At 71.0% G+C, this 11524-nt stretch carries 10 protein-coding genes and 1 pseudogene; 5 read left to right on the top strand and 6 right to left on the bottom strand.

Going from position 1 to position 11524, the window contains the following annotated elements:
* Positions 1 to 104: 104 nt before the first annotated feature.
* On the bottom strand, positions 105 to 1460 hold the full coding sequence (locus GT354_RS42545) for an extracellular solute-binding protein (protein WP_161361912.1): 1356 nt from the start codon (positions 1458 to 1460) through the stop codon (positions 105 to 107).
* A gap of 159 nt (positions 1461 to 1619) precedes the next feature.
* Positions 1620 to 2828, bottom strand: coding sequence for an ROK family transcriptional regulator (locus tag GT354_RS42540; protein ID WP_161361910.1), 1209 nt, complete (start codon positions 2826 to 2828; stop codon positions 1620 to 1622).
* Between the two features lie 218 nt (positions 2829 to 3046).
* On the opposite strand from GT354_RS42540, the gene GT354_RS56855 reads away from it, so the two are divergent.
* The gene (locus GT354_RS56855) at positions 3047 to 3814 is read left to right on the top strand and encodes an exodeoxyribonuclease III (RefSeq protein ID WP_161362194.1); all 768 of its coding nucleotides are present in this window, start codon (positions 3047 to 3049) and stop codon (positions 3812 to 3814) included.
* 118 nt (positions 3815 to 3932) lie between these two features.
* On the opposite strand, the gene GT354_RS42530 is transcribed toward GT354_RS56855, so the two are convergent.
* From GT354_RS42530 to GT354_RS42520, 3 genes are all read right to left on the bottom strand, one after another.
* Complete coding sequence (locus GT354_RS42530; RefSeq protein WP_237534507.1) at positions 3933 to 5090, bottom strand: DUF5925 domain-containing protein; 1158 nt, start codon at positions 5088 to 5090, stop codon at positions 3933 to 3935.
* Between the two features lie 163 nt (positions 5091 to 5253).
* Positions 5254 to 5634: a GntR family transcriptional regulator gene (locus GT354_RS42525; protein WP_161355621.1), complete on the bottom strand. Its 381-nt coding sequence runs from the start codon at positions 5632 to 5634 to the stop codon at positions 5254 to 5256.
* 91 nt (positions 5635 to 5725) lie between these two features.
* Complete coding sequence (locus GT354_RS42520) at positions 5726 to 6625, bottom strand: SGNH/GDSL hydrolase family protein (protein WP_161355620.1); 900 nt, start codon at positions 6623 to 6625, stop codon at positions 5726 to 5728.
* A 348-nt stretch (positions 6626 to 6973) separates the two neighbouring features.
* Between GT354_RS42520 and GT354_RS42515 the strand changes: the two genes are divergently transcribed.
* A complete protein-coding gene (locus tag GT354_RS42515; protein WP_161355619.1) occupies positions 6974 to 9013 on the top strand; it encodes a hypothetical protein in 2040 nt (679 codons plus the stop codon).
* Positions 9003 to 9881 carry a hypothetical protein gene (locus GT354_RS42510; RefSeq protein ID WP_161355618.1) on the top strand — a complete coding sequence of 293 codons (879 nt, stop codon included), beginning with the start codon at positions 9003 to 9005 and terminating at the stop codon, positions 9879 to 9881. The genes GT354_RS42515 and GT354_RS42510 overlap by 11 nt, the downstream gene beginning before the upstream one ends.
* Before the next feature lie 129 nt (positions 9882 to 10010).
* On the opposite strand, the gene rpmG is transcribed toward GT354_RS42510, so the two are convergent.
* Positions 10011 to 10175, bottom strand: coding sequence for a 50S ribosomal protein L33 (gene rpmG / locus GT354_RS42505; protein WP_161355617.1), 165 nt, complete (start codon positions 10173 to 10175; stop codon positions 10011 to 10013).
* Positions 10176 to 10412: 237 nt separating this feature from the next.
* On the opposite strand from rpmG, the gene GT354_RS42500 reads away from it, so the two are divergent.
* Together GT354_RS42500 and GT354_RS42495 are read left to right on the top strand one after the other, a co-directional pair.
* Complete coding sequence (locus GT354_RS42500; RefSeq protein ID WP_161355616.1) at positions 10413 to 11150, top strand: Mut7-C RNAse domain-containing protein; 738 nt, start codon at positions 10413 to 10415, stop codon at positions 11148 to 11150.
* A gap of 70 nt (positions 11151 to 11220) precedes the next feature.
* Positions 11221 to 11524: pseudogene (locus tag GT354_RS42495) on the top strand (hypothetical protein); the annotation flags it as partial.

Below are 11524 nucleotides of genomic sequence, written 5' to 3'. Positions count from 1 at the left end.
AGGGCCCGTCGCCGCCTGGCGCGCTTCGCGGCGGCTTCGGCTTCGGGGGTGCGGTGCGGGGCCGGCCGCGCGGCGGCGTCGAGTTTCGTCACGTCAGTCATGGGTCATTTCGCCCGTCGCAGGCCGAGTGCGTTGTTGATGTCGGTGTCGACGTCCTTGAGGCCCTTGAGCAGGCCGCCGCCGGCACCTTGCTGGTAACCGGTCCAGAAGTTGTCCATGGTGGCGGCGAGGGTGGAGCCGATCTCGGTGACCGGACTGGTGTTGCTCGCCGGATGACCGGAGGCCTCGATGAACGTCCGGTATTGCGGCGTCGCTTCGAGGTGAGGCGACGCGGCCGCGCTCTTGAGGGTGGGGATGTTCTTGAGGCCGTTGGCGAGCTTCACGGCGGCGTCGGTATCGGTGGCCAGGTATTTCACCAGCGCCCAGGCGGCCTCCTTGTGACCGGAGCGCTTGTTGACGCCGACGTCGGCGGCCGAGGCGAAGCCACCGCCGTACTGCGCGCCGCTGTCGGCCAGGATGGGGAAGGGTGCGGTGCCGTACGCCAGGTTCGGGGCCTGTTCGTCGACGAAGGCGACGCGCCACTCGCCGTCCAGGGCCATCGCGACGCGGCCGGTCTGGAAGGAGTTGTTCGCGGACCATTCGTCGCCCAGGCCGGCGGTGAAGGTCTTGAGCTTGTCGTAGCCGATCTTGCGCACGAAGTCGTGCTGCCAGGTCATCAGGCGCTGCCATTGCGGCGAGGAGGCGATGGCCGAGTCGCCGTCCTTGGTCCAGGTCACCCCGGCCGTGCCGCTGAAGGTGGCGGAGGTGTTCTGGTGGGTGCCGATCAAGGGATTGAAGCCGAGCGTCTTGATGGAGCCGTCGCCGTTGAACGTGGTGAGCTTGAGCGCCATGTCCTCCAGTTCCTGAAGGGTGCGCGGCGGCTGCGTGTAGCCGGCGGCGTTCAACACGGTCGTGTTGAAGTACAGGCCGTACACGTCGGAGGTGGTGGGCAGCGAGCAGCGCCGGCCGTTGAAGGCGGTGGCTCCGGCGAAGATGCCCTGGAAGGCGTCCGCGCTCACGTTGTCGCGTCGCATGTAGGGTTCCAGGTCGGACATGCTTTTGCAGGCCGTGCCGAGCGTTGCGTTGACGTTGGTGATCAGGACGTCGACGTCTCCGCCGGACGCCACCACCTGGGTGATCTTGGTGTCCTGCTGTCCGGAGTGCACCCGTACTTTCACATCCGGGTTCTTCCGCTCGAAGTCGTCGACGACGGACTGGAAGACCTTGGCCTCACGGCTGGTGTAGTGGTGCCACAACTGGATGGTGCCGGACAGATGGGTCGGCGCGGTCGCGGCGACCGGACTGTCACCGGGGGTGGCGCAACCCGACAGAGCGAGAGTCGTGCCGGTCGCGAACGCGGCGAGGACTGCGCCGATTCGCCGTCCGGACCGTGGGGTCGGGGTTGGTTTCGCCGTTCTCATCGCAGAGCCTTCCTGTGGGAGTGCGCGACGCGTCGTGGTATGAGTCCTCCGGTGTGGGCGCCGGGCCCGGGGCCGGCGATGGGATGCGGGCCGGCGATGGGATGCGGGCGGGTGTGCGGCGGCGCCGTTGCGCCGGAGCGGCGGTCGGCGGGCGCGGTGTCAGCGGATGTCGCGCAGCTTGTCCGCGATGACGCGGGACCGGTCCTGGTCGGAGCCGACGGCGTGGGCGAGGAGCGTCTCGCGGATCCGGTCGCGCAGGGTGTGTCGGGCTCCGGCGAGCACGGCGTCCTCCTCGACGCGGGTGACCTGCACGGTGGGGTCCCATCGGGTGTGATCGCGGATGGCGCGCCAGGTCAGTTCGGCCAGACGGCCACCCCCGGCCCGGCCCACGGGGCCGCCCAGGATCACCGAGCTGGGGTCGACGACGCCGAGTACCGGGATGACGCTCTGCGCCAGTCGGGGGGCGTAGACCTCCAGTACGCGTTCCGGCAGCGGTTCGCCGGCGAGCACGCGCTCGAAGGTGTGTTCCCCCCAGCCGGCCTCGTGGCCGATCCGGTCCAAGGCGGAGGCGCCGAGAAGCCCCTCCAGGTCGTCGGCCTCGGTTTCGGGGTCGAACACGCCGCGCGGCACCGGGAGATTGCCGATCTCACCGGCGCCGCCGGACGCGCCGCGCAGGACGGAGCCCGCCACGTCCACCGCGAGGCCGATGCCGTACCCGATCCACAGCAGGGCGAAGGTGGAGTCCGGGAGTAAACCGGCGGCCCGGCGCTCCGCGACGGCCGCGAGGTTCACGTCGTTGTCGACCAGTACCTCGCAGCCCAGGGCCTCTTCGAGCTGGTGCCTGATGCTGCGGCGGGACCAGCCGGGCAGCGCCCGCACCGAACTGAGTTCGTCGGAGCGCGGGTCGACGCTGCTGGGTACACCGACGCCGACGTGGCGGATGGCGGACAGATCCACCCCCGCCGACTCGCACGCGGCCAGCACGGCCCGCGCCACGTCTCGTGCCGCGCTGCGATGGGCGGGCAGCCCCGAAACCGCCTCGTGGGCGACGGGGTGCGCGATGCCTTTGGCGTCGACCAGTACGGACCGCACGGCCTCCTGGTCGACGTTGACGGCGATGCCGTACGCGAGGTCGTTGCGCACGTCGTAGAGGGCGGCGCTGGGGCCTCGGCCCACGGACTCCTCCCCGACGACCTCGATGAGGCCCTTGTCTTCCAGCCGGACCACCATCTGGGCGGCGGTCGGCCTGGACAGGCCGCTGAGTTCGCCCACACCGTTGCGGCTCAGCGGGCCGTGGTCGAGCAGGAGACGCAGCGCCGTCGCGGCGTTCTGGTCACCGAGCCACGACGGTGTTCCCCGGACGGCCATGACGTTCTCCTTACATCCGACTTTCGACGCGAGGAACGTATCAGAAAGTTTCTTTATAGTAAGGGCTGACGGAAGCCGTGATTTTTTCGTTACCTTGCCGGCTGCTTACCTCGATCACAAGCGGACCAACCAGTCGAATTCGGGCCTGCCCTGGCACGGAAGGCGGTCGGCGGCTAATATCAGGCAAGAAAGTTACGAGTAACGAGAGCGAGGGTGGGATGGCCAACGTCCTGCGGGTCGGAATCCTCGGCAGCGGTGGCATCGCCACGGCGCCTTACGGCGTACTGCCGAACATGCACCATTACGCGGGACGCGTGGAGGTCGTCGCCATCGCCGACGTAGCGCCCGAGTTGGCCCGCGCGACCGCGGATCGCTTCGCGATCCCGGCCGCCTACGGCTCCCTCGACGCGATGCTCGACAGCGCCGACATCGACGCCGTCGTCAACCTCACGCCGATACCGGTACACGCCGAGACGTCGCGCGCGATCCTCGCTCGGGGCAAACACCTCGCGGGCGAGAAGCCGCTGGCGGCCACGATCGCCGAGGCCGACGAACCGCATTACGCATACAAGCTGGAGTGGTACAAGGCACTGCGTGCCGCCGTCGCGGCCGATGCGGGGGCCGAGCGTCCGTTCGCGGTCCTGGGCGACTACAACGTCGCGCCGACCGACCGTGACGTCTGGGACATCTCGCGCTTCGACGCGAACTCCACCCACGTCACCCAGGCCGAACGCGACGCGGTCACCGCGCTCGAAACCGTGGGCCTGAGCGAGGTCATGCCGCGCGCGCTCAAGTACGACGTCCCGTTCACCTTCTGGGACTACCGCGACCTGGGTTTCCCGAAGAACAAGGGCATGCGCATCGACCTCGTCTACGGCAACGCCCCGTTCGTCGCCGCGGTCACCGACTCCTACGTCGACCGTGAGGCCCGCAAGGGCAAGGGCACGAGCGACCACGCCCCCGTCGTGGTCGACCTGAGCCTCTAGGAACCTCTAGGACCCCGCCGGCGGAACCGATCTCGGGAGTCGTGGGCGCGGAGCACGGTGATCGCCCCGCGCGGTGTCGCCGCCGCGCCCTCGACCCGGAGAAGGCTTCGGTGTGCGGTTACAGATACAGGCCCTCGCCCCCGTGGTGGCGGCGTTCGATCTCCACCGGGGCCGCGCCGTTGCGCAGGGCGTACAGCTCGGCCAGGGTGGCGTGGGTGCCGATGCCGTCGGCCGAGCCCAGCCACTCGCGGGCCTCACCGAACTCCAGCGGACCGACCTCGATCTGGGCCAGGCACCGGCCCGGTCGAACCACCGCCGGGTGCAGATGGCCGAGGTTTTCGTTGGTGGTGATCGCGACCATGACGTTGCGGCCCTGGCCGAGCAGACCGTCGGTGAGGTTGAGCAGGCGCGACAGGGCCTGACCGGCCGAGCGCTTGGCCTCGCCGCGGATCAGCTCGTCGCAGTCCTCCAGGACCAACAGCCGCCACTTGTGCTGCTTGGCCTTGTCGGGCGACTCCTCGTCCTCGTCGCCGCGGCCGATCGCAACGTCCATGAGGTAGCCCGTGTCGCCGAACAGCGCCTCGGGGTCGAGCACGCAGTCCATCCGGCACCAGTCCTGCCACGACCGCGCGAGCGCGCGCAGGGCAGTGGTCTTGCCCGTGCCGGGCGGGCCGTGCAGCAGGATCAACCGGCCCGACACGTCGTCGGGGGTCAGCTTCATCAACCGGTCGAACGCGCCGGCGGTCGGCCCGGTGTAGTTGCGGCGGATGTCCTCCCACGGCGCGGCGGTGATCGCGCGCGTCGTGCGGTACGGGCCGCGGCGCGCGGAGAAGTACCAAAAGCCCATCGCCACGGCCTCGTCCCTGGGCGGCGGGTCGGCCGCCGCGCCCTTGACGGCCTTCTTGAGCACGGCGCGGCCGAGTTTCTCGTCGACCGCGGTCACCGTCACCTCGCCGCCGCCGCTGCGCCAGCGGACCGAGCGCAGGGTCCAGCCGTCACCGACGGCGAGTTGGGACGAGCGGTCGTCCTCCTCCACGGCGCGCACCACGCGTGCCCCGCGCGGGACGAGTCTGGCGCCGGGCTTGACCCGGTCCAGTCGGGTGGTGCGGGCCCACGGCTGGGCGCCGGTCAGGAAGGCCGCGAGGGCCAGGCCGTCCACGGCGTCGTACGGGGTGTCCGCATCGTCGAGTCCGAACACGAAGGGCAGCAGCGTTGACGGGTCGTCACCGGCTGAACTCGGCGCCCCATCCGGTGGGCGGGGCGTCTGGCGAGGCATCGACATGAATTCGATGATCCGGTGCGCCGGGCCGTCCGTACAGTGCTTTTCGGGATCGGAACCCGGAACGAAACCCGAAACGGGAGCGAACGAAACCCGAAACGGGAGCCGAGCGGAACCCGGAACGGAAGCGGCAGCGAAACCCGGGGCGTCACCGGCCTCGCTACGCCGACCCCTGGCGGCCGAACACCGCTTCGAGCGCCGACAGCGCCGTCGTGATCGCCTCGTCACGGGTCAGGCCCAAGCGCTGTGCGCGGCGGGCGTAGTCGAGCGCGGCCTCGCTCGCGGCCCGGTGCGCTACGTCGCCGACGGCCGCGACGTAGCTGCCGGAACGCCCGCGCGTCTCGATCACGCCGTCCGTCTCCAATTCGCGGTAGGCCCGCGCGACGGTGTTGGGCGCGAGGCCGAGTTCGCCGGCCAGACCGCGGACGGTGGGCAGCCGAGTGCCGGCGGGCAGCGCACCCGAGCGGGCTTGGTCGGACACCTGGACGCGGATCTGCTCGAACGGCGCGACGGGGGAGCCAGGGTCGACGGTGATCACCATGGCGGCGAGCCTAGCGCCGGGTGACCGAGGGGTCACCGCCATGGCGGGACGTACCGTCCGACGCGGGGGAGGGGTCGTGCGGGTGCGCCGCTCAGGAGGCGCGGATCGCCCTGGCCACGTCGGCCGCCGTGTCGGCCATGCCGTTCGCGTTCGGGTGCAGCGGGAAGGCGGCATTGCCGGGGAGTACCGGCTCGACCCAGCGGACGGTCGCCGGTTTGCACGCGTCGTGCCCCACGCCCGAGGTGTACGTGTCCACGAACGTCGCCTCGTTCGCCCGTGCCGCGTCGGCGAGTTCACCGTCGAGTTGGCGCAGCCGCGCGGTGAGGTAGACGACGTCGCCCTCGGTCAGCGAAAGCGGTTCCCGGCACGACGCGTCGGCGGGCGAGGGAAGCACGGCGGGATAGCCGACGACGAACACCCGGGCGCCGGGCGCCCGCTCGTGGATGCCCCGCAGTACTTCGGCGACCTTGGGCCCCACCGCGTCGATGCGCGCGGCGAGTCGATCCCGACCGTCCACCTGCTGGGCGTCCGCGCACGGTGCCTCGTCGGGGCCGGGCGAGTCGACGGCGCCGTTGGCGATGCAGGCGGACACGGTGTCGATCAGGTCGGCGTCGTTGCCGCCGATGCCGAGGGTCACCACCCGAACGTCCTTGTTCAGCCGGTCGAACTGCGGCTGATTGGTGCCGAACAGGACCGGCTTTTGAGCATGCGTCATGTGCTCTGTTGTCGCACCGCTACAGCTCGCGTCGGTGAACGACGTCGAGCCGAGCTCGCGCGCGACCAGGCTCGGGTAGTTGCCGGTCGAGCGCCCACACGTGATCGGATCGCCGGTGAGGTCGGGGATGAAAGGGCCTGCGGTGTACGAATCGCCCAGCGCCACATAGGGACCGTTCGCGGGGTCGGCCGCCGCGTGCGTCGTGGCGAGTGCGGACAGGGCGAGGGCGCCGGAGGCGATACCGACGACCAGGATGCGAACACGCGTACCGCGCATGAGAAGCCTCTCGGGAAGGGAACACGAGGCCGAGCCCGGAACAACGACGAAGCACGTCCACGAGCAGGGCTTCGCCACGCTATGTCACCGAACGGGCGCCATGGGTCATTTGCCGGCGCTCCTACTCCGAACGGACGCGGCCTCGTCGACTGGGCCGTCGACCCCGTCGGGCCCCTCCGGACTCCGCCGTGGGAAGGCCGGTCGAGCGATCCGCTCGGCCGCGGCATCGGCGCCCCGCGCGCCGCCGGCGGCATCGAGCGGTGCCCGTGCTCCAAAGGCCGCGAACGGGGGGCCGTTCGGCCCGCCGTCCGCCAAGGTGGGACGGGGACCGACGGACGGGGACGAGGCATGATCGTGGCTGACTACGGCGAGCGTTCGCTCGCGGGCGGCAGCGCGGGCGAAGACCCGCGGGACGCGGGCGGCTGGGAGCCCGACGACTCGACCGCGCCGTGGGCCGACGTCGGGCCGGTGGTCTTCGATCCCGCCGCCGGTACCCACGTCGGCGGCTCGCGCGGGTCGAGCGACCCGGATCGGACCGCCGGCGGGCCCGACCGGGAACGGCCGCGGCAGGCGCGGGAAGGACCGATCTGGCGCGAGGAGAGCGAGTTGGTCGCGCGCACGTTCGTGCAGCCCATGGGCTACCTGCGGGCTCGCGGGATGATGGCCCGTCACCTCCTGCTGCTCACCGGCGAACCCGGCTCCGGCAAACGCACGTTGGCGCTGCACCTGATGCAGGACCAGCACGTCGAGAACGTGATCGCGGTGGACGGCGTGGACAACCTGATGCGGCTGAGCATTCGCCGGCACACCGGCTATGTGATCGACGGGGCCGCCTCGGACGGACTCGCCGGCTACCCGCCGCACGAACTCGAACTTCTACGACAACGCCTGACCGAACGCGACAGTGTCCTGCTCGTCACGTGCGCGGTCTCCGCCCGGACACCGGCGACCTGGGCGCCGTGGCGGGTGCACTGTCAACGCCCCGATCCCGTACAGGTGTTGCGCAGCCACCTTGCCCATCACCTCGACCGGGACTGGGAGCGCAGACATCTGGATCTCGTCGACGAGGACATCGTCGAACTCGTGCGCACCGACGGACGACCCGATCACGCGGCGTCGGTCGCGTGCGACCTCGCCGAGGTGGCTCGTGGTCGGTTCACCCGCAACGACGTTCTGAGCGCGCTGCGCGATCGTGACCACACCGCGGTGGAGGACTGGCTGCGCGAGCACCCGTCCTACGCCGACTGGTCGTTCATGATCGCCGCGGCCGTCTTCGAGGGGCACGACTACGGCGTGGTGACCGAGCGGGCGACCGCGCTGCGCGGACTCTTGACCCGGCGGTTGCCGCGTTCGGACGACGACGCGCAGGACACCTGGCCCCCGCAGCCGCGTGCCGCGCGGCTGCGGTCGATCCACGCCGTGCTCGACGAGGACGACGTCATCCGCGGGCGGGTCCGCTACCGCCTCGACCGGGTGCGGTTCGACCGCCCGCACTGGGGCGCGGCGGTGCGCCGGCACGTGTGGTCCGGGTATCCGGACCTGTGCGACGTCCTGGTGGACTGGCTCGCGCAAACCCCGCGGCGCCCGGCCGAGGTGCATCGGGACGCGGCACGCGCGGTCGGCGGGTTCATCGCGGCCGGGCGTGGCCACCAGCCGTTGGCACCGGTCGGCCGCTGGGCCCGCGAGGGCGGCGCGAAACGACCGCTGGCCGTGCTCGCGCTGCGGGCGGCGGCCCAGGACCCGGTCGTGGCCACCCAGGTACGGCACCTGCTCGAACTGTGGAGCCGTGAGCGCACCCGCTCGGACCTGCGCCTGACGGCCGCGCTCGCGTACCCGGGCCTGGCGTCGGTGTACCCGGGCCGAACCCTGTCCGACCTGCTCAAGCTGGCCAGGACCGGCGAGCAGACGGTCGCCTTCGCGGCCCGCGACAGCGTCGTGGAACTGTGCCGGGACGGGATGCCCGCCCAAGCGATCCTGGAACTCCTGGAATCGTGGGAACAAGCGGGCGCCGCAGCCGAGTTGACGGCCCGTCTGGTGTGGGACGACCCGTCGGAGCGGATTCTCACGAGCGAGGTGTTCGAGGCCGTCGTCCGCCGCGTGATCGACGACTCGGCCGGATACGCCGTCGTGCTCCGGCTGTTCACGGCCCTGCTGGCCACGACGGAGACCGACCCGGAGCTCGCCACGTGCTTGCGAAGCCTGTTCACGGCACTGTTTCGCCCCGGTCGCGGCCACGGCCTGGAGCGGCTCGCCTTCGACCTCACCAGGCTCGCCCACGAGGGTCTGCCCAGCGGCGCCGTGATCGACATCGCCGTGCTCGAACCCGCGATCGACGCGTTCGAGGAGCCGCCCGCCCAACCGATCGGGGAGCATGCACATGGAACCTGACGTCGTGACCGTGGTGGAGTCCGTAACCGGTTCCCGCGGCCTGGCCTGGTGCCGCCACCGATTCGGTCGGGGCACGGACCGCGTGCTGGTGGCCGAAGGGAGCGCCTACCCGTCGCCCACCCTCGCGGAGGTACGCAGGGCAGGCCGGCTGTGGTGGGTTGCCGCCCGCGAGCACGCCCAAGTGCTCCCGGTCGTGCTGTGCTCGCCGGTCGAGGGCTCGGCGCATCGCGTCGAGGTGCAACTGCACTGGTGGGTGCACGATCCGAGGACGATCGCGAACCGCCGCCCGGTGAACGCGTTCTCCTTCGTCCGACGCGACGTCGAGAGCCGCCTGCGCAAGGCCGCGGCAGGGGTGCGTGGCGCCGACGAGGGACGGCTTCAGGACGAGTTGGACGCCGCTTTGGCGCACCCCGCGACACTGCCGGAATACGGACTGAGCTATCGGTCGGCGGGGCTGATCCTCCAATCGGAGGAAATACCCGGCGACGTGCAGGCGACGGTGGCCAAGGCGCGTTGGGCGGTGCCGCTCGAAATAGAGGAACAACGGCTCATGCGGGCGCGGTTGGACTTCCACCGCGAGCTGATCCGCGAGGGTCCCGAGGCGCTGATCGCCTATTGGTTGACCCAATTCCCGGAACAGATCAGGGCGGTACTCGACTATCTGGACGCCCATCGCCCGACGGAAAGCCCGGATCGCACGTTGAGCACCGAGATCCTGGCCCTGCTCGCCGACGCCGACGACTTCGAGCGCAACCAGCTGCGCAAGTCGATCGTGGCCGGGCTGGCGGGCTCGGGGCCGCGTGGCCTGCGGGTCATCGAGGAGTTGGGCCTGCTGGAGCGGCCGGAGGACGACGAGGATCGACGGTGACGCGGCCTCGGCGCTGACGCGGTGCGGGCGCGGTACGAAAACCCGATGGGATGCGGTACGAAACGCAATGGGGCGCGGATCGAAAAGGAAGGGGCCGCCGGGTGGTGTTCACCGGCGGCCCCCGTGTGGTCAGCGCTCTTCGCGGAAAAGCACGTGCTTTCCGGCGGACGGGTCGTACTTGCGCAAGACCATGCGGTCCGGATCGTTTCGACGGTTCTTGCGGGTCACGTACGTGAAACCGGTTCCGGCGGTGGACCGAAGCTTCACGATCGGACGAAGCTCGTTGCGAGCCATATGCGCCTCCCTGGGGGTTTCGACAGCAGCCCCGACGGATGGGTAAAGGCGGACGTGCGTTCGGATATTCCATCGGTTCGGGTTCTCGCCACCCGGCGGCCCCGAGTAGGTGCCGTGGTCGGGCCGGAGGCCGAGCGGTCCGCGCGGGTGGCGGTCTCCGGGGGAGCCGCCCGGGCGGGTTCGCGTGGCCTCGGTATTTGTCGGCGGGTCACAGGCGTCCGATGGGATGCTGACCCGGTGAATCGACCGGATGTGCTCCTTCAGATCCCCACCGAGTTGCAACCATTCCTGTCGCCGCGTCAGCGCGGGCTGCCGGTGAACGTCCCCGCCGACGGGGATTCGACCCTCGGGCACATCGTGGAGTCCGCCGGGCCGCCACTGCCCGAGGTCGGCCGGCTGCTCGTGGACGGCCGCGAGGTGCAGCCGGGCTACCGGCCCGTCGGCGGCGAGGTCGTCGACGTATTCCCGATCGCTCGCCCGCAGGCCGTCCCGGAGTTCGAGACCCGCACCCCGCGGTTCCTCCTGGACGTCCACCTCGGCGCCCTCGCCCGACGGATGCGCCTGGTGGGCATCGACACCGCCTACCACAACGACTGCGACGACCCGACGCTCGTCGTGCAGGCCAACGCGGAGCGTCGGGTGCTGCTGACCCAGGACCGCGGCCTGCTGCGCCGCAAGAACCTGTGGTTCGGGGCGTACGTGTACGGGATCCGCGCCGACGTCCAGCTCGACGACCTGCTCCGCCGGTTCGCGCTCACGCTCGCGCCGTGGACGCGCTGTACCGCGTGCAACGGCGAGCTGCGCGCGGCCACCCGCGAGGAGGTCGAGCCCGAGGTCAAACCCGGCACGCTCGACGCGGTCGAGTCGTTCGCCCGTTGCCGGGAGTGCGCTCGGGTGTACTGGCACGGCGCGCACGGCGGGCATCTCGACGAGATCGTGGAGGCCGCGCAGCGCGTCGTCGCGAGCGTTCGCTGACCGAGGCGCGGCGCGGGCGCGGGCGGCGGTGCGCGGGGGTGTCGCGCGGGTGAGCGGTTACGGTGCGGGGATGGATGCTCGCACCGGTAAGCGCTGTCACGACGTACTCAATCCGCTGCATTCCCTCGTCTACTTCGCCCCCGAAGCCGAGGCCGAGTTGGTCGCGGCCGGGCTCGCGGAGGGTCGCATGGGCTACTTCGCGTCCCGGTCCGCCCCCATGGGAGCGGTCGGCGCGGCCACCGTGCGGGCGACGTTCTACAACTTCGCTCCCGCGCTGATCGGGCGACACATCCCGGCCGCGTGGGACCTCGCCACGCCCGCGACGGTGACCGCCGCGCGTCTGCGCGGGGTCGACCGGGCGCTGCGCCGCGCCC

This window comes from Streptomyces sp. SID3343 (assembly GCF_009865215.1).
Lineage (GTDB): Bacteria > Actinomycetota > Actinomycetes > Streptomycetales > Streptomycetaceae > Embleya.
The sequence above is the reverse complement of the archived record's forward strand: the minus strand, read 5'-3'. Positions and strand labels throughout refer to the sequence as shown.

Bases quoted from the DNA above. Each gene is read 5' to 3' on its own strand.
- GT354_RS42545 (WP_161361912.1), bottom strand. From the start codon at position 1,460: ATGAGAACGGCGAAACCAACCCCGACCCCACGGTCCGGACGGCGAATC.
- GT354_RS42540 (WP_161361910.1), bottom strand. From the start codon at position 2,828: ATGGCCGTCCGGGGAACACCGTCGTGGCTCGGTGACCAGAACGCCGCG.
- GT354_RS56855 (WP_161362194.1), top strand. From the start codon at position 3,047: ATGGCCAACGTCCTGCGGGTCGGAATCCTCGGCAGCGGTGGCATCGCC.
- GT354_RS42530 (WP_237534507.1), bottom strand. From the start codon at position 5,090: ATGCCTCGCCAGACGCCCCGCCCACCGGATGGGGCGCCGAGTTCAGCC.
- GT354_RS42525 (WP_161355621.1), bottom strand. From the start codon at position 5,634: ATGGTGATCACCGTCGACCCTGGCTCCCCCGTCGCGCCGTTCGAGCAG.
- GT354_RS42520 (WP_161355620.1), bottom strand. From the start codon at position 6,625: ATGCGCGGTACGCGTGTTCGCATCCTGGTCGTCGGTATCGCCTCCGGC.
- GT354_RS42515 (WP_161355619.1), top strand. From the start codon at position 6,974: ATGATCGTGGCTGACTACGGCGAGCGTTCGCTCGCGGGCGGCAGCGCG.
- GT354_RS42510 (WP_161355618.1), top strand. From the start codon at position 9,003: ATGGAACCTGACGTCGTGACCGTGGTGGAGTCCGTAACCGGTTCCCGC.
- rpmG (WP_161355617.1), bottom strand. From the start codon at position 10,175: ATGGCTCGCAACGAGCTTCGTCCGATCGTGAAGCTTCGGTCCACCGCC.